The sequence below is a fragment of the Pseudonocardia zijingensis genome, from assembly GCF_042657305.1.
GTDB lineage: Bacteria > Actinomycetota > Actinomycetes > Mycobacteriales > Pseudonocardiaceae > Pseudonocardia > Pseudonocardia zijingensis.
Genome location: NZ_JBHSKO010000028.1, coordinates 1 through 16,773, shown reverse-complemented (window position 1 = coordinate 16,773; position 16,773 = coordinate 1). Strand labels below are relative to the sequence as shown.

The window sequence follows — 16,773 nt, the reverse complement described above, 5'->3', positions numbered from 1 at the left end:
CCGCCCGGCGGCTACTCTCCGCGCGTGGTGACGGATCTGCGCCGGACGAATCAGCGTCGGCCGCTCGCCGACCCGTCGCTGGTCGGCCTCATCCGCATGCCCGACACGGGCGCGAGTCCCGCGGTGGCGCTGCTGCGCCGCGTCCTGATCGCGCTGAGCGCGCTCGTGGCCGCCGCGCTCGTCGTCTGGTTCGGCGGCGACGGCTACGTCGACAACAACAGCGACACCCCGATCTCGCTGGGCGACGCGTTCTACTACGCCACGGTCTCGCTCTCCACCACCGGGTACGGGGACATCGTGCCCGTCACGCCCGAGGCGCGGCTGCTCACCACCGTCGTCATCACGCCGCTGCGGTTGCTGTTCCTGATCGTGCTGGTCGGCACCACGGTGGAGCTGCTCACGGAGCGCTCCCGGCAGGCGGTCCGCATCGAGCGCTGGAGGTCCCGCGTGCGCAACCACACCGTCGTCGTCGGCTACGGCACCAAGGGCCGTGCCGCCGTCGAGACGCTGCTCGGCGACGGTGCCGACCCCACCGAGATCGTGGTCGTCGACACCGACCGCGCGCAGCTGGACGCCGCCTCCGCGCTCGGCCTGGTGACGGTCACGGGCAACGCCACCCGGTCGAGCGTGCTGCGGATCGCCGGTCTGCAGCAGGCGTCGGCGATCGTGGTGGCCACCAACCGCGACGACACGGCGGTGCTCGTCACCCTCACCGCCCGCGAGCTGGCTCCGGACGTGCGGATCGTCGCGTCGGTGCGGGAGTCGGAGAACGTGCACCTGCTGCGCCAGTCGGGCGCGAACTCGGTGATCGTCTCGGCGGAGACGGCGGGGCGCCTGCTCGGCATGGCCACCACCACCCCGAGCGTCGTGGAGGTGGTGGAGGACCTGCTCACCCCCGACGCCGGCTTCGCGATCAGCGAGCGGCCGGTGGAGGAGGCCGAGGTGGGTGGCTCCCCCCGGCACCTGGCCGACATCGTGCTGGGCGTGGTGCGCGGCGACGACCTGTACCGCGTGGACGCCTCCGCCGTGGACGCGCTGGAGCGCGGCGACCGGCTGCTCTACATCAAGAAGGTCACGCTGCCCGACGAGGACTGAGCCGCCTCCGGCGGTCGTGAGTGGATACGAGTGCTCCAGCACTCGTATCCACTCACGGGGCCCGGAGGGCCAGTTCGAAGGCCGCGCCGCGGCCGGACGGCGGGTCGACGTAGCGCAGGTCACCGCCGTGGGCGCGCGCGATCCCGCGGGCGATCGCGAGGCCCAGCCCGGCGCCGCCGTCCTCGCCGCGGGCCTCGTCCAGGCGCACCAGCCGGTCGAAGATCCGTTCGCGGTCGGCGGGCGGGACGCCCGGCCCGTCGTCGGTGACCAGCACGGTGGCGGGGTCCCCGCCCGACACGGTGACGACGACCGTGCCCGGCCCGGCGTGGCGCCGCGCGTTGTCGAGCAGGTTGCCCAGCACCTGCGCCAGCCGGGAGGCGTCGCCGGGCACGGTGACGTGCTCGCCGCGCACCTCCACCTGCTGGTCGGGGGCCACCAGCTGCGCGCGTTCGGCCTCGGCCCGGGCGAGCTCCAGCAGGTCGACCGGTTCGCGGCGCAGCTCCAGCCCCGCGTCCAGCCGGGCGAGCACCAGCAGGTCGTCGACGAGCCGGCCGGCCCGCCTGCTCTCGCGCAGCAGCAGCAGGTGCAGCCGCTCGCGCTCCTCGGGCGCCATCCCGGGCGCGATCGCCGCCTCGGCGACGGCCTGCACGCCGGCGATGGGGGTGCGCAGCTCGTGGGCGGCGTCGGCGACGAACTGCCGGGTCCTGGCCTCCGACGCCCGGGCCGCGGCTTCGGCGCCCTCCAGCTCGTCGAGCATCGCGTCGAAGGCGGCGGCCGTGCGGCCCAGCTCGGTGTCGGTGCGGGTGGGGGCGAGCCGCCTGCCGCGGTTGCCGCTGGTGATCGAGCGGGCCAGCGCCGTCATCGCGTCGAGCGGCGCGAGCGCCACCCGGGTGGTGAGCAGCATGACGATGCCGGCGACGGCCAGCGCGGCGAGGCCCAGCACGGTGAGGATGCGCCGCAGCGCCTGCTGGGCACCGCTCACCGGCCCGCCGCTCGCCACGAGCGTGAGCTGCGAGCCGTCGGCCAGCGGCCGTTCGAGGACCTGGCGCGCGGCGCGGTCGTCCTCTTCGTCGTCCCACCAGCGTTCGCCGGCGCCCGGCGGCCGGTCACGCCACGGCGGGCCCCACATGGGGTGGTCGTCGTCGGGGTCGCCCGCGTAGACGCGGCCGTCGGGCGCGCGGACCTCGGCGCGGATGCCCGGGGCCTCCACCCGGCGGGCCACCTCGTCGGCCGCCACGCCCTGGGCCACGAGCTGGCCGGCGAGGGTGGCGCGCACGTCCAGCTGCTGGCGCAGCTCGGAGCGGATCTGGTTGCTGAAGAAGAAGTCGGTGAGGACGCCGACGACCAGCAGCACGGCGGCGAGCACGGTGAGGCTGAGCACCGTGACCCGGCGCCGCAGCGACACCGTGCGCAGGCGGGGCGCCGGGCCGCCGGTCACGTCTCCGCCTCGCCCTCGGCGCGCAGGACGTAGCCGAGCCCGCGCACGGTGTGCACGAGGCGCGGCTCGCCGAGCTTGCGCCGCAGCGCGGAGACGTGCACCTCGACCAGGTTGGGGTCGTAGTCGGTGTAGCCCCACACGCGGGTGAGGATCTGCCCCTTGCTGACCACGCGGCCGCGCTGCGTGGCGAGGTAGTCCAGGAGCCGCAACTCGGTGGCGGTGAGCTCGACCGGTGCGCCGCGGCGCAGCACCGTGCCCGCGGCGGCGTCGATGACGAGGTCGCCGACCTCGACGGTGGCCGGAGTGCGGCCCATCCGGCGCAGCACCGCCGTGACCCGCGCGACGAGCTCGGCGAGCGCGAACGGCTTCACGACGTAGTCGTCGGCGCCGCCGTGCAACCCGCGCAACCGGTCGTCGACGGCGTCGCGGGCGGTCAGCATCACCACCCCTGCGTCGCTGTGCCTGCGCACGACGTCGAGCAGCGCGAACCCGTCCCGTCCGGGCAGCATGACGTCGAGCACCACCAGGTCGGGCCGGAAGGTCGCGAGGTCGTCCTCGATGGTGCGCCCGTCCGGGCGCCCCGCGGCGCCGAACCCGGCTTCCCCGAGCCCGGAAACCACGGCGGTGCGGATCGCCTCGGCGTCCTCCACCACCAGCACGCGCGCGGTCACGGCTCCCATTCTCCCGCCGCGCGGGCGGGCCCGACTGAAGATCGGCTGAAGGTGTGGGCGCGCTTCAGGCCGGCTTCAGGAACGCGCGGCAGCGTCGGTGGGGAGTTCGCAAGACGTCCCGAGGGGAGCCTTCAGATGAGCAGCACCGAACCACCCACCACCTCGACCGAGGGGCCGCGCCGGCCCTGGCGGTCGCGGCTGCGCAGCCGCGGCGTCGTGATCACCGCCGTGGTGGCGGCGCTGGTCGTGATCGCCGGCGTGACCGCGGCGCTCCTGCTGCCCGATCACGACCGCGGCCGGTTCGGCCCGGGTTTCGACCGCGCAGGCTGGTCGGGTGCGCCGCCGTGGGTGCAGGAGCGCCACGGCGGGCCGATGGGGGAGCGCTGGGACGACGATGACGACGAGTTCGAGGGCCGGGGCCCGCGCGGGCAGGGCTTCGGCTTCGGCGGATTCGGCGACGAGCCGGTCGTTGCCGGCACGGTCGGGTCCGTGGCGAACGGGTCGATCGTCGTGAACGTCGACGGCGCGGCCCCGCGCACCATCCGCACCGACGGCGACACCCGGGTGCGCGGTGCCGGCAACAGCGGGCTGGGCGACCTGCAGGTCGGCGAGCGCGTGGTGATGGCGGTCGAGGGCACCGGCGAGGCCGCCACCGCGGAGGCGATCTGGGTGCCGCAGGCGCGCGTCATGGGCACCGTCACCGCGCTCAGCGGCGACACCGCCACCGTGACCTCCGTGGACGGGCTCCCCGTCTCCGCGGACGTCACGGCGCTGTCGCAGAAGCCCGTGGTCGGTGACGTCGTGGTGCTCACCGGCACCGCCGACGGCGCCACGATCCGCGCCGACGGGATCCGGGTGCTGCCCAAGGCCTCCTGAGTGTCAGGACGGTGAACCCGTCGCTCTGACACCGTTCCCGACGATCAACCGGCCCGGGTCGGCCAGCACGGCCTGCACCACCGCCGTGGCGGCCCCGCGCAGCGCGGCGTCGGGCCCGAGCGCGGAGAACCGCACGTCGACGCCGGCGCGGGAGAACACCCGGGCGGCGAGCTCGGCCCGCACGGCCTCCAGCAGCGGGGGACCGCAGCCCGGGTAGTCGCCGCCCAGCACCACGGCCGGCACGTCGAGCAGGTGCACCGCGCCGGTGAGCGCGATGCCGAGCGCGCGCCCGGCGGCGCGGACCGCGTCCGCGTCGCCCCCGGCGAGCGCCTCGAGCCCGGCGACGGTCTCGAGGCAACCCCGGCCGCCGCAGTGGCATGCCGGCCCGTCCGGGTCGACCACCACGTGGCCGATCTCGCCTGCCCGCCCACCGGCGCCGGGGAAGAGCGCGCCGCCCAGCAGGATCCCCGCGCCGACCCCGATCCCGCCGGAGACGACGATCGCGTCGGCCGGCCCGCCGGCCCACCGCTCGGCCAGCGCGGCGAGGTCGGCCTCGTTGCCCGCGCGGACCGGGAGTCCGCCCAGCCGCTCGCTCAGTGCGCTGCCGACGTCGACGTCGACCCAGCGCGGGAGGTTCGGCGCGCGTTCCAGCACCCCGTCCGGCCCGATGACCCCGGGGATGGCCACCGTCGCGCCCGCGATCGGCAGCGCCGCCTCGGCCATGACGTCGACCGCGAGTGAGGCGAGGCGGGCGAGCGCGGCGTCCGGTGCGTCGTCACGGTGGTCGGATGCGGTCGTGCGATGCGCGCGGACTGCGCCGCTGAGGTCGACGACGCAGGCGCCGACGGCCTCGACGCCGACCTCGAGCCCGAGCCCGGCCGGCCCGCTCGGATCCAGCCGCAGCGGGCTGGCCGGGCGTCCCGGGCCCCCGCGCTCGGCGGCGAGCTCCGCCACGAGCCCGGCCGCGATCAGCTCCTCGACCAGCGAGGACACGGTGCCGCGCGTGAGCCCGGTGCGCGCCGCCACCCCGGCCCGCGACAGCGGCTCCGGTCCGGCGACCTCCCGCAGCACGAGTGCCAGGTTGTGCCGCCGGACCGTGTGCTGTCCCGCAGGAACGCTCACGCGGTGCCCGTCATCCGGTGCGCGGTGCCGTCAGGTCGCGGACCTGGGCGTACCGCTCCCGGACGGCGGGTGTGGGTTCGGCCTCGAACGTCTCCGTGTCGGCGGCTTCCCACACCGGCGGGGACTCGCCCCCGGACAGCACCCACGCGGCCTGCCGGGCCGCGCCGTCGGCCACGTACTCGCCCGGTGTGGGTCGCAGCACGGGCCGCCCGAACACCGCGGGCGCGATCCGGGCGAGCGCCTCGGACCGGGCGCCACCGCCCACCAGGAACGCACGCTCGACCGGCACCCCGGCCGCGACCAGCGCGTCGAGGGCGTCGGCGAGCCCGCAGAGCAGGCCCTCGACGGCGGCGCGCGCCACGTGCCCCGGTGTGGAGCTCGCGAGCGTGAGCCCGTGCAGCGCGCCGGTGGAGTCCGGCCGGTTCGGCGTGCGCTCGCCCTCCAGATACGGCACGAGCACCAACCCGTCCGCGCCCGCCGGGGCGGAGAGCGCCAGCCGGGAGAGCCCGTCGTGGTCGACCCCGAGGATCCGCGCGGTGGCGTCGAGCACCCGCGCGGCGTTCAGGGTGACCACGATCGGCAGGTGCTCGCCCGTGGCGGACGAGAAGCCGGCGATGGTGCCGGACTCGTCGGCCGTGGGGGTGTGGCTCACCGCGGACACGACGCCGGACGTGCCGATCGACACCACCACGTCGCCCGGGCCGGCGCCGAGGCCGAGCGCTGCCGAGGCGTTGTCGCCCGCGCCCGGTCCGAGCAGCACCCCGTCCGGGGTGCGCCCGGCCTCCTCCGCCGGGCCGAGCACCCGGGGCAGCTGCACGTCCGACCGCCCGAAGGCCCGCTCCAGCAGGTCGAGCCGGTACTCCCCGGTGACGCCCGAGTAGTAGGCGGTGCCGCTGGCATCCGACCGGTCGGTGACCAGGTCGGCGAGCTCGCCCGTGCCGTGCAGCTTCCAGGTGAGCCAGTCGTGCGGCAGGCACACCGCCGCGGTGGCGGCGGCGTGGTCGGGCTCGTGCTCGGCCAGCCAGCGCAGTTTCGTGGCGGTGAACGAGGCCACCGGCACCAGCCCGGTGGCCTCGACCCAGGCCGTGGCACCCAGCTCGGCCACGAGGTCGGAGGCGGCCTGGGCGGAGCGGGTGTCGTTCCACAGGAGCGCGGGCCGCACCACCTCGCCCGCCGCGTCCAGGCACACCATCCCGTGCTGCTGCCCGGCCACGGCGATCGCCTCGACGCCATCGAGCCCACCCGCGTCGGCGACGGCGGCCTGCAGGGCGTCCCACCACGCGGCGGGGTCGACCTCCGTGCCGTCCGGGTGCTTGGCACGGCCGGACCGGACGAGCGCGCCGGTCTCGGCGTCGCGGATGACGACGGTGCACGACTGGGTCGACGAATCGACCCCCGCCACCAGTGTCATCGCGAGCCCAGCAGGTGTTCCACGGCCAGCTGCGCCAGCCGCACGAAGCCGTAGCCGCGCTCACCCGCCTTGACGGCGTCGTAGTCCTCGAACGCGGAGCGGTCGGCCTTGAGGTCGGCCACGGTCTCGCCCGGGTTCAGCGTGGGCTTGGCCAGGTCCGCCACACCGGACACGGCCATCGCCTCGGCCACTTCGGGGTCGGCGCGGAACGCCGCGGCCCGCTCCTTGAGGAGCAGGTAGGTGCTCATGTTGGCCGCCGCGGACGCCCAGACGCCGTCGACGTCCTCGGTGCGCAGCGGCTTGTAGTCGAAGTGCCGCGGCCCGTCGTAGCGCGGGCCGCCGCCGGGTGCGCCGTTCTCCAACAGGTCGACCGTGGAGAACGCGTTGAGCAGGTCGCCGTGACCGAAGATCAGGTCCTGGTCGTACTTGATGCCGCGCTGGCCGTTCAGGTCGATGTGGAAGAGCTTGCCCGCCCACAGGGCCTGCGCGATGCCCGCGGTGTAGTTGAGCCCGGCCATCTGCTCGTGGCCGACCTCGGGGTTGATGCCCACGATGTCGCCGTGCTCGAGCTCGGCGATGAACGCGAGCGCGTGGCCCGCGGTGGGCAGCAGGATGTCGCCGCGGGGCTCGTTCGGCTTCGGCTCGATCGCGAAGCGGATGCCGTAGCCCTGCTCCTTGACGTAGGCGGCGAGCAGGTCGATGCCCTCGCGGTAGCGGTCGAGCGCGGCGGCGATGTCCTTGGCGGAGTCGACCTCGGCACCCTCGCGGCCGCCCCAGAAGACGTAGGTCTTGGCGCCCAGCTCGGCGGCGAGGTCCAGGTTGCGGATGACCTTGCGTAGCGCGAACCGGCGCACGCCCCGGTCGTTGCTGGTGAACGCCCCGTCCTTGAACACGGGCTGGGTGAACAGGTTCGTGGTCATCATCGGCACGACCATGCCGGTCTCGTCCAGCGCCGCCTTGAACCGCGCGATGATCCGGTCGCGCTCGGCCGCGTCGGTGCCGAACGGGATGAGGTCGTCGTCGTGGAACGTGACGCCCCACGCGCCGAGCTCGGAGAGCCGGTGCACGGATTCGACCGGGTCGAGGGCGGGCCGGGTGGCCGTGCCGAACGGGTCGTTGGCGGGCCAGCCGACCGTCCAGAGCCCGAAGCTGAAGCGGTCCTCGCGGGTGGGCTGAGGCATGGGAGAAACCCCTTTGTTCGGCCATCGTACAAACTCCGGGCAACGGTAGCGTGCCGCACGTGCGTCTGGCTACGTGGAACGTGAACTCCGCCCTCACCCGCCTGCCCCGGCTGCTCCCGTGGCTGGACGAGCGCGCGCCGGACGTCGTGTGCCTGCAGGAGACCAAGCTGTCCGACGAGGCGTTCGCCGAGGCGCTCGACGCGCCGCTGGCCGAACGGGGCTACGCCGTCGCCCACTTCGGCGAGGGCCGCTGGAACGGGGTCGCCCTCCTGTCGCGCGTCGGCCTCGACGACGTGGTGCGGGGGCTGCCCGGTGAGCCGCGCTACCCCACCCCCGACTCGCCCGCCGAGGCGCGTGCCATCACCGCGACGTGCGGCGGGCTGCGGATCACCTCGGTGTACGTGCCGAACGGGCGCACCCCCGACGACCCGCACTACCTCTACAAGCTTGAGTGGCTCGCCGCGCTGCGGGAGTCGATCACCGACCCGGTCACGGCCGTCGTGGCCGGGGACGTGAACATCGCTCCCACCGACGACGACCTGTGGGACCCGGCGCTGTTCGTGAACTCCACGCACGTCACGCCGGCCGAACGCAAGGCCCTCACCGAGATCAAGGGCCTCGGCCTGCACGACGTCGTGCGCGACCGCTGGCCCACCGAGCGGGTCTTCACCTACTGGGACTACCGGGCCGGCCGGTTCCACAAGGACCTCGGCATGCGCATCGACCTCGTCCTCGCCGGGGACGACCCGGCCGGGCGCGTGCAGGCCGCGTGGGTGGACCGCAAGGCCCGCAAGGGGAGCGGGCCGAGCGACCACGCGCCCGTGATCGTCGACCTCGACACCGCGCCCGACGGCGACGCCGGTCCCGTCGTGCCGCCCCCGTCGACGCCCGCGAAGCTGCCGCACCGCAGCTAGAACCGTCCGAACGAGCCTGACTCCCACCCGTTCAGGCGGTTTTGTGTGGTTGTGCCTGCGGCCCGCCGCGGATGGCGCAAGGGTGTCCGGATCCGCCGATGAAGGAGGAACCGTGCGCACCCGTACTGTCCGGCAGGTCGTCATGAACGCGGTCGCCGTGGTCGCCGTCCTCGGCGTGGTCTTCGGCGCCGTCGGCGCGTGTTCCTCCGATCAGGCCCAGGAGCCTGCCCCGGCCGCTCCGGACGGGACCGGGGCACCCGGTGACGCGAGCGCAGGCGATGGCGCGGGCGGTGCCGGTGGTGTGGGCGTGCTCGGCGCCGCCGGGTCGGCCGGGGCGGCGATGGCCGCGCTCGGCGGCCTCGGTGAGGCCCAGGGCGCCGCCGGGAACGTCCGCGATCTCGGCGCCCAGTACGCCACCAACGGGCAGGCGCTGGTCGACAAGCTGCAGGAGAGTGCGGGCGGAGCGGTGCCCGCCGAGCCCACGCCCGAGCAGCAGGCCACCCTCGCCGACCTGCGCGCCCGCAGCGGCGACCAGTTCGACCAAGCCTGGCTGCGCACCGCGGGCCAGTTCCAGGAGCAGGCCCGGGACGCGGCGAACGCCGTGCTCGCCGACGAGAACGCCTCACCCGAGGCCAAGGCCGCCGCGCAGGAGGCGCTGAACAAGCTCGACGCCCTCGCCGAGGGCCTCCAGGACGCCTCGAGCTCGACGGGTGCCTCGGCGCCCACGGCCGTCGACGCGGGCAGCGGCGGGCAGGCCGCGGGTGACGTGACGTCCGCGGCGATCGGCCTGGTCGGGTTCGGGGCCCTGCTGCTCGCCGGCGCGCTGTGGTGGCGGCGCCGGGCGGCCTGAGGCCCGGCGGGACCTCCACGGTCGCCGGGCTCGCCGAGCACCGCGGCGCGGCACCGGAAAAGCACCGCGACGTGGCGCGCGACCCGGTCGCGGCCCGGCGCGCCGCACCCGGGCGCGTCTCGCGCGCGCTCGTGGCGGCGGGCGCGGTGTGCGTGCTGGCCGGGCTCACGATGCTCGCTCCCGGGCCGGGCGCGGTGGTGGCGCCGCTCGATGCGCCGGCGCCGGTCCGGCCGGGGCCGCCGCCGGATCCGCTGGCGCTGCACCCCGCGCCGGTCGTCGACGGGGAGCTCGCGCGGCTGCTCGCGGGCGAGGCACCGGTGCCGGAGCCGGTCCGGGCGGGCACCGTGCCCGTCGAGCTCGTGCTGCCCGCACGCGACGTGCGCGCCCCCGTCGTCGCCGTGACGACCGGTCCCGAGGGCGCGCTCGTCGTGCCCGAGCCGCCCTCCACGGTGGGGTGGTGGTCGCCGAGCGCGCTGCCCGGTGGCGCGGCGGGCACCACGGTGCTCGCCGGGCACGTCGACTCGGCCACGGGCGGGCTGGGCGCGCTGGCCGTGCTGCGCCACGTCGGGGAGGGTGAGGAGGTCGTCCTGACCGGGGCCGACGGCCGGTCCGTCGGCTACCGCGTGAGCGCCCGCCGCCAGTACGCGAAGGCGGAGCTGCCGCCGGAGGTGTTCGCCCCGGGCGGGCCACCGCGGCTGGTGCTGATCACGTGCGGTGGTGCGTTCGACCGCCGCACCAGGCACTACGCCGACAACGTCGTGGTGTTCGCCGAGCCGACCTGACCGGCCGTGCGCGGCGCGCCGAGCACCCCGACCACCCCGAGCGCCACCAGCACGGCGATCAGCACCGGCAGCGCCGCCGCAGGCGTGCCGAGCAGGGCGAGCGCCGCGCCACCCGCACCGATCAGGGCGGCGGTGCCGAGCTGGTCGGCGATCTGGGCCGCCGATGTGTGGAAGCCGGTCTCGTGGGACTCGGACTGCTGCAGCAGCAGGAACGACACCGACGAGAACCCCAGCCCCATCCCGAGGCCCGCGATCGCCCAGAACGGCAGGGCCAGCCACGGCACGCCCCACGCCGGGGCCACCAGCAGCATCCCGGCGGCCCCGATCGTGACCGCGCAGAACCCCACGCGCAGCAGCCGCTGGCGGGGCAGGTCGGGGTGGCGGCCCTGCCAGGCCGACGCCCCCGACCAGGCCAGAGCACCGACGATCAGCGGGATCCCGGCGGCGGCGAGCGACCAGCCGTGCGTGGCCTCGAGCATCAGCGGCAGGTACGAGTTGATCGTGAAGAACACGCCCGCGAGCAGCCCGCGGCACGCCACCACCGTGGGGATGCCGCGCCGGAGCCGGAACACACCCCGCGGGAAGAGGCGCACGAGCGCAGGCACGAGCACCGCCACCGACACCGCGGCCACCACGCCGCCGAGCGCCGACACGTGCTGCGATGCCCAGCTCAACGCGGCCACCCCCGCCGACGCGGCGAGCGCCGCGGCCACCAGCCCACGCCGGCCGCCGCCCGCCGGGCGCTCCGGAGCCGCCAGCGTGCGCACGGCGGGCACCACGAGCGCCGCGGCGAACAGCACGAGCGGCACCAGCCCCAGGAACACCCAGTGCCAGGACAGGGCCTCGGTGACCAGCCCCGACACCGGCGGCCCGAGCAGCGCCGGGAGCACCCACGCCGAGGACATCAGGCCGAACACGGCCGGCCGCGCCCGCTCCGGGTACACCGCGGCGATCAGCACGAAGATCGCCACGCTCGTCATGCCCGCCCCGGCGCCCTGGAGCACCCGGCCGGCGAGCAGCTGCGCCATGCTCGTCGCGGTGCCCGCGAGGAGCAGGCCCGCGCCGAAGAGCAGCGGCGAGACCAGCAGCGGCACCCGCGGGCCCGCCCGGTCGCACCAGCGGCCACCGAGCACCGTGGCGAACACCGACGCGGCCATGAACGTCACGAACGGCCACGCGTAGAGCGCCACGCCGCCGAGGTCGGCCACCAACGCGGGCATCGCCGTGTTCACCCCCATCGCCTCGAACGCGATGAGGCTGATCAGGAGCACGATGCCGATCGTCGTGGCACGCCGGCTCGGTCCGAACAGCTCGTCGCGGACGGCGGTGGGGGGTGGGGCTGCGGTCACGAGACGATCGTGCAACTTGAACCGGGGTGCAGGTCAACTCGGTTCGGTGGCCGGGCGCCCCCGTGGTTCAGGAAAGCCACATTCCGGGCCGGAGCGGCCCTGAATGTGGCTTTCCTGAACCTCCGGGCGCCGGCCCCGCGCGGCGTGGCAACCTTTCCCCGTGAGCACCAGCACCACCGCCGTCACCGAGAGCCCCGAAGCCGCCGCCGTGCGGGAGGCCGCGCAGCGTGCGGCGGCCGCCGCGCCGGGAGTGCGGGCCGCGGGCGGCGCCGCCGTCGACGCGGCGCTGCGCACCGCCGCCGCGCTGTTGCGGGAGCGGGAGGCCGAGCTGCTGGACGCCAACGCCGCCGACGTGGCCGCCGCCGAAGCGGCCGGGATGGCGCCGGGCCTGCTCGACCGGCTGCGGCTCACCCCGGAGCGGCTGGCCGACATGGCCACGCAGCTCGAGGTGCTCGCCGACACCCCGGAACCGCCCGCGCAGCGCGAGGTGCGCACGCTGCCGACCGGGGAGCGGGTGTTCGAGCGGCGGGTGCCGGTCGGCGTGATCGGCGCGGTGTTCGAGGCGCGCCCGAACGTCACGGTGGACGTCGCGTCGCAGGTGCTGAAGGCGCGCAGCGCCGCCGTGCTGCGCACCGGCTCGGCCGCGCTGGGCTCGGCCCGCGCGCTCGTCGAGCTCGTGATCGCTCCCGCGCTGGAACGCCACGGGGTGCCCGCGACCGCCGTGCAGCTCGTGCCCACGCCGGGCCACGCCGGGGCCGAGGCGCTGGTCGGCCTTCCCGACCTCGTCCCGCTGGTGGTGGTGCGCGGCAGCGGCGACGTCACCCGCAAGCTGTCGGCGCTCGGCGCCACCGCGGGCACCCGCGTCCTCGCCCACGCCGACGGCGGCGGCGTGCTCTACCTGGACGCGAGCGCCGACCCGGCCGACGTCACGCGGCTGGTCACCGAGAGCACCGACCGGCTCGGCGTCTGCAACCGGCTCAACCTGCTGCTGATCGACCGCCCGGCCTACGACCGGCTGTGGCCGGTGGCGGAGGCGGCGCTGCGGGAGCGGGGGATCACGCCGAGCCTGCCGCCGCACCCCCACCCGCTCGGGCACGAGTGGGCCCTCGACTCCGGCGCGGAGGCCCACGTCACGGTGGCCCCGGTGGACGGCGCGCTCGACGCGGCGGCCACGGCGGCGCGCGAGACGTCCGGTCTGGCGGCCACGGTCTGCGCCACCGACCGCGCCACCGCCGAGGCGTTCATCGACGCCTACCCGGGCACCGGGGTGTTCTGGAACACCACCACCCGCCTGCTGGACGGCTACAAGCTGCTCGGCCTGCCCGAGACCGGCATCAACGTCGACCACACGCCGGGACCGCGGGGCCCGGTCACCTACGTCGACCTGTCGTTGCGCCAGTTCGTGGTGCTGCCGCCGGCCTGAGGTCGCACCCGGCTCCCAGCGCGCCGCCGGTGCCGCGGGATACATTCGGCAGCGTGCCTGCGCCAGAACTGCATCGGACGACGCTGCCCAACGGGCTGCGGGTCCTCGTCGTGCCGGACCCCGTCACCCCCGTCGTCGGCGTCGCGGTGCACGTCGACGTCGGCTTCCGCTCGGAACCGGAGGGGCGCACGGGCTTCGCCCACCTCTTCGAGCACCTCATGTTCCAGGGCAGCGAGAGCCTGGAGAAGCTCGCCCACTTCCGGCACGTCCAGGGCTCCGGGGGGATCTTCAACGGCTCCACCCACCAGGACTACACCGACTACTTCCAGGTGCTGCCGGCCGCGGCGCTGGAGCGTGCGCTGTTCCTGGAGGCCGATCGCCTCCGCGCGCCCAAGCTCACGCAGGAGAACCTGCGCAACCAGGTGGACGTGGTCAAGGAGGAGATCCGGCTCAACGTCCTCAACCGGCCCTACGGCGGGTTCCCCTGGATCCTGCTGCCGCCGGTGCTCTACGACACCTTCCCCAACGCCCACAACGGCTACGGCGACTTCTCGGAGCTGGAGCAGGCGTCGCTCGACGACGCCGCGGCGTTCTTCGACACCTACTACGCACCGGCCAACGCGCAGGTCACCGTGGCGGGCTACCTCGACGTCGACGAGACGCTGCGCCTGGTCGAGAAGCACTTCGGGGACATCCCGGCCCGGCCCGCGCCGCAGCGTCCCTCGTTCGGGGAGCCGCTGCCCACGGGGGAGCGACGCCAGTCGGTGGTCGACGCGCACGCCCCGCTGCCCGCCATCGCCCTGGGCTACCGGCTGCCCGACCCGGGCACCGACCTCGACGGCTACCTCGGCCACGCGCTGCTCGGCTCGGTGCTCGGCGACGGGGAGGCGGCGCGGCTGCAGCGGCGCCTCGTGCACACCGACGGGCTGGTCACCGACATCTCCGCAGGCGCAGGGCTGATGGGCCCGCTCGACGCCCGCGACCCCGACACGTTCACGATCACCGCCGTGCACCCGGCGGCGGTCGACCCCGACCGCGTGCTCGCCGCCGTCGACGAGGAGCTGGACAAGCTCGCTGCGGAGGGCCCGAGCGAGGACGAGCTGTCCCGGCAGGTGGCGCGCTGGTCGGCCGGCCTGCACCAGGAGAACGACCGCGTGATGTACCGGATGCTCGGGCTGGGTGCGCGCGAGCTGCTGTACGGCCGCGCCGAGATCAGTGCGGAGCTGCCCGACCGGCTCGCCGCCGTCACCCCCGAGCAGGTGCGCGCCGCCGCGGCCGCGCTGCGCTCCGGCGGGCGCGGTGTGCTGCTGGTGGAGCCGAAGGAGGCAGAGTGACTGTCACGTCCCACCGCAGCGCGGAGGAGATCGGCCGCACCGGGCCGGGCCCGCGCCCGCTCCCGCCGCTCGGGCGCACCCGCGCCGTGCCGCTGCCCGACGTCGAGGAGCGGGTGCTGCCCAATGGGCTGCGCGTTCTCGCCGCGCGCAGGCCGGGCGTGCCGATGGTGGAGCTGCGGCTGCGGGTGCCGTTCGCCGGCGACGAGCCCGAGCACCCGGCCGTCGCCGAGCTGCTCGCGTCCACCCTGCTCACCGGCACGGCCACCCGCGACCGGGTCGGCATCGACGACGAGCTGGCCGCGGTGGGCGCCGACATCGGCGTGAACGTCGACCCGGAGCGGCTGCAGTTCGGCGCGTCCGGCCTCGCCGACGGCCTGCCCGACCTGCTCGGCGTGCTCACCGACGTGCTCACGTCGGCCACCCACCCCGACGCGGAGGTGGCGCGCGAGCGCGACCGGCTCGTCGAGCGGATCACGGTGGCCCGGGCCCAGCCGCGCACGATCGCCCGCGAGGCGCTGCAGCGCAAGCGGTTCGGCGACCACCCGATCACCCGCGAGATGCCCACGGGGGAGGAGGTCGCCGCCGTCACCGCGGAGCAGGTGCGCGAGCTGCACGCCGCCGCGCTCGTGCCCGGTGGGTCGATCATGGTGCTGGTCGGCGACATCGACCCGGCCGCCGCGCTCGCGCAGGTGGAGAAGGCCGTCGCCGGTTGGACGGCGAGCGCCCCGGCCCGCGAGCTGTCCCCGCCGCCCGCGATCACGCCGTCGGAGCTGCAGCTGGTCCACCGCGCCGGTTCCGTGCAGTCGCAGCTGCGGCTCTCCGCGCCCGCCCTGCGCCGCGACGACCCGCGCTATGCCGCGCTGCAGCTGGCCAACCTCGTGTTCGGCGGCTACTTCTCCTCGCGGTGGATGGAGAACGTCCGCGAGGACAAGGGCTACACCTACGGCGCCCACTCCGGCATCGAGTTCGTGCCCGGCGGCGCCGTCCTCGGCGTCGAGACCGACGTGGCCAGCGACGTCACCGCCGCCGCCCTGCTCGAGACCCGCTACGAGCTCGGCCGGCTCACGGCGGTCCCGCCCACGGCCGAGGAGGTCGACGCGGCCCGCGCCTACGCGGTCGGGTCGCTGCTGATCTCGCTGGACAACCAGGGCGGCCTCGCGTCCACCCTGTCGGCGCTGGCCGCCGACGGCCTCGGGATCGACTGGCTGCGCGCCCACCCGGGCCGGCTCGAGTCGGTCACGGTGGAGCAGGTGGCGGAGGCGGCGCTGGAGTTCTTCGCGCCGTCGGCGTTCACCGGGGTCGTCGTGGGCGACGCCGACGTCATCGGCGCCGGCGTGCGGGCGCTGGGCGGGGTCACGGGCCCGTGACCTTTCCGCTGCTCGCCCCGCCCGTCCTGTCCCGTTCCGTGGTGATGCGGGACGAACCCATCCGCACCGACCGCGAGCGCCAGCTCGCCGGCTGGCCCAAGGCCCGGCTCGTCGTGCTCGACGAGGGCGGGCGCACGCCCGTCGACTGGGGCGACGTCCCCCGGCCGCGCGACCGCTGGGACCGGATCGCCGGCTCCGGCGCCCGGCTGCTCACCCGGCCGACCTCGGGCGACGAGCCGCCCGAGGACGCCGTGCTGCTCGGCGAGCACGAGGGCATCGCCTACTGGGCGGTGCGCGGCGACGTCGACCTCGTCGCGGGGGAGGACCCCACCGACTGGGCCGACCTGCGCACCGTCGGCGCCGCCCTCGACGCGCTGGGCGCCGGCCTGCTCACCGGCGCCGTGGCCGTCCTGAACTGGCACGCGGCCGCCCGGTTCTGCACGCGCGACGGCTCGCCGATGCACCCCCGCAACGCGGGCTGGCACCGCGTCTGCGAGCAGGAGGGCCACGAGGAGTACCCCCGCACCGACCCGGCCGTCATCTGCCTCGTGCACGACGGCGCGGACCGGGTGCTCCTCGCCCGCCAGCCGGTGTGGCCGGAGGGGCGCTACTCCGTGCTCGCCGGGTTCGTCGAGGCGGGCGAGTCCCTCGAGGCCTGCGTGCTGCGGGAGATCCACGAGGAGGTCGGCGTCCGGGTCCGGGACGTGTCCTACCTGGGCAGCCAGGCCTGGCCGTTCCCGCGCTCCCTCATGGTCGGCTTCTCCGCGGTCGCCGACCCCGACGACCCCCTGGTCCCGGCCGACGGCGAGATCGCCGAGGCCATGTGGGTCACCCGCGCCGACCTGCGCGCCGCGCTCGACGAAGGCGACTGGGGAGCGAGGCCGAAGGCCGGGCGGCAGCTGCTCCTCCCGGGCAAGGTGAGCATCGCGCGCTCGATGCTGGAGAGCTGGGCCGCCCTCG

General features: G+C 75.7%; 15 protein-coding genes. 9 read left to right on the top strand and 6 right to left on the bottom strand.

Going from position 1 to position 16,773, the window contains the following annotated elements:
* Positions 1-96 precede the first annotated feature (96 nt).
* On the top strand, positions 97-1,095 hold the full coding sequence (locus ACFPL3_RS35465) for a potassium channel family protein (protein ID WP_343941259.1): 999 nt from the start codon (positions 97-99) through the stop codon (positions 1,093-1,095).
* A gap of 52 nt (positions 1,096-1,147) precedes the next feature.
* On the opposite strand, the gene ACFPL3_RS35460 is transcribed toward ACFPL3_RS35465, so the two are convergent.
* Both ACFPL3_RS35460 and ACFPL3_RS35455 read right to left on the bottom strand, forming a co-directional pair.
* The gene (locus ACFPL3_RS35460; protein ID WP_343941253.1) at positions 1,148-2,533 is read right to left on the bottom strand and encodes a sensor histidine kinase; all 1,386 of its coding nucleotides are present in this window, start codon (positions 2,531-2,533) and stop codon (positions 1,148-1,150) included.
* Positions 2,530-3,213 carry a response regulator transcription factor gene (locus ACFPL3_RS35455; RefSeq protein ID WP_343941252.1) on the bottom strand — a complete coding sequence of 228 codons (684 nt, stop codon included), beginning with the start codon at positions 3,211-3,213 and terminating at the stop codon, positions 2,530-2,532. The genes ACFPL3_RS35460 and ACFPL3_RS35455 overlap by 4 nt, the downstream gene beginning before the upstream one ends.
* Positions 3,214-3,339: 126 nt before the next feature.
* Between ACFPL3_RS35455 and ACFPL3_RS35450 the strand changes: the two genes are divergently transcribed.
* Complete coding sequence (locus ACFPL3_RS35450; protein WP_343941251.1) at positions 3,340-4,080, top strand: single stranded DNA-binding domain-containing protein; 741 nt, start codon at positions 3,340-3,342, stop codon at positions 4,078-4,080.
* 3 nt (positions 4,081-4,083) lie between these two features.
* On the opposite strand, the gene ACFPL3_RS35445 is transcribed toward ACFPL3_RS35450, so the two are convergent.
* From ACFPL3_RS35445 to xylA, 3 genes are read right to left on the bottom strand one after another with little or no spacing between them, the layout of a single operon-like run.
* Complete coding sequence (locus ACFPL3_RS35445) at positions 4,084-5,202, bottom strand: ROK family transcriptional regulator (RefSeq protein ID WP_379590343.1); 1,119 nt, start codon at positions 5,200-5,202, stop codon at positions 4,084-4,086.
* A 10-nt stretch (positions 5,203-5,212) separates the two neighbouring features.
* A complete protein-coding gene (gene xylB / locus ACFPL3_RS35440; RefSeq protein WP_343941249.1) occupies positions 5,213-6,613 on the bottom strand; it encodes a xylulokinase in 1,401 nt (466 codons plus the stop codon).
* Positions 6,610-7,794: a xylose isomerase gene (gene xylA, locus ACFPL3_RS35435; RefSeq protein ID WP_343941248.1), complete on the bottom strand. Its 1,185-nt coding sequence runs from the start codon at positions 7,792-7,794 to the stop codon at positions 6,610-6,612. The genes xylB and xylA overlap by 4 nt, the downstream gene beginning before the upstream one ends.
* A 59-nt stretch (positions 7,795-7,853) precedes the next feature.
* Between xylA and ACFPL3_RS35430 the strand changes: the two genes are divergently transcribed.
* The 3 genes from ACFPL3_RS35430 (at position 7,854) to ACFPL3_RS35420 (ending at position 10,340) form a co-directional block, all read left to right on the top strand.
* A complete protein-coding gene (locus tag ACFPL3_RS35430; RefSeq protein ID WP_425564177.1) occupies positions 7,854-8,708 on the top strand; it encodes an exodeoxyribonuclease III in 855 nt (284 codons plus the stop codon).
* 112 nt (positions 8,709-8,820) lie between these two features.
* Entirely contained in the window at positions 8,821-9,558 is a 738-nt protein-coding gene (locus tag ACFPL3_RS35425; RefSeq protein ID WP_343941246.1) for a DUF4142 domain-containing protein, read from the top strand.
* A gap of 71 nt (positions 9,559-9,629) precedes the next feature.
* Positions 9,630-10,340, top strand: a complete 711-nt coding sequence (locus ACFPL3_RS35420) for a class F sortase (protein ID WP_379590340.1) — start codon at positions 9,630-9,632, stop codon at positions 10,338-10,340.
* Here ACFPL3_RS35420 and ACFPL3_RS35415 read toward each other — a convergent pair.
* Positions 10,301-11,689 carry an MFS transporter gene (locus ACFPL3_RS35415; protein ID WP_379590338.1) on the bottom strand — a complete coding sequence of 463 codons (1,389 nt, stop codon included), beginning with the start codon at positions 11,687-11,689 and terminating at the stop codon, positions 10,301-10,303. The two genes, ACFPL3_RS35420 and ACFPL3_RS35415, sit on opposite strands and share 40 nt — an antisense overlap.
* 160 nt (positions 11,690-11,849) lie before the next feature.
* Between ACFPL3_RS35415 and ACFPL3_RS35410 the strand changes: the two genes are divergently transcribed.
* From ACFPL3_RS35410 to nudC, 4 genes are all read left to right on the top strand, one after another.
* Positions 11,850-13,112, top strand: a complete 1,263-nt coding sequence (locus ACFPL3_RS35410; RefSeq protein WP_379590336.1) for an aldehyde dehydrogenase family protein — start codon at positions 11,850-11,852, stop codon at positions 13,110-13,112.
* 53 nt (positions 13,113-13,165) lie between these two features.
* A complete protein-coding gene (locus tag ACFPL3_RS35405; protein WP_343946956.1) occupies positions 13,166-14,446 on the top strand; it encodes a M16 family metallopeptidase in 1,281 nt (426 codons plus the stop codon).
* Positions 14,443-15,813: a M16 family metallopeptidase gene (locus ACFPL3_RS35400; RefSeq protein WP_343946957.1), complete on the top strand. Its 1,371-nt coding sequence runs from the start codon at positions 14,443-14,445 to the stop codon at positions 15,811-15,813. Before ACFPL3_RS35405 ends, ACFPL3_RS35400 begins: the two co-directional genes overlap by 4 nt.
* On the top strand, positions 15,810-16,773 hold a 964-nt coding region (gene nudC, locus ACFPL3_RS35395; RefSeq protein ID WP_379590333.1), incomplete at its 3' end, for an NAD(+) diphosphatase. The genes ACFPL3_RS35400 and nudC, both read left to right, overlap by 4 nt.

Coding starts and splice junctions, on each gene's coding strand:
- ACFPL3_RS35455 (WP_343941252.1), bottom strand. CDS start 3,213: ATGGGAGCCGTGACCGCGCGCGTGCTGGTGGTGGAGGACGCCGAGGCG.
- ACFPL3_RS35450 (WP_343941251.1), top strand. CDS start 3,340: ATGAGCAGCACCGAACCACCCACCACCTCGACCGAGGGGCCGCGCCGG.
- xylA (WP_343941248.1), bottom strand. CDS start 7,794: ATGCCTCAGCCCACCCGCGAGGACCGCTTCAGCTTCGGGCTCTGGACG.
- xylB (WP_343941249.1), bottom strand. CDS start 6,613: ATGACACTGGTGGCGGGGGTCGATTCGTCGACCCAGTCGTGCACCGTC.
- ACFPL3_RS35465 (WP_343941259.1), top strand. CDS start 97: ATGCCCGACACGGGCGCGAGTCCCGCGGTGGCGCTGCTGCGCCGCGTC.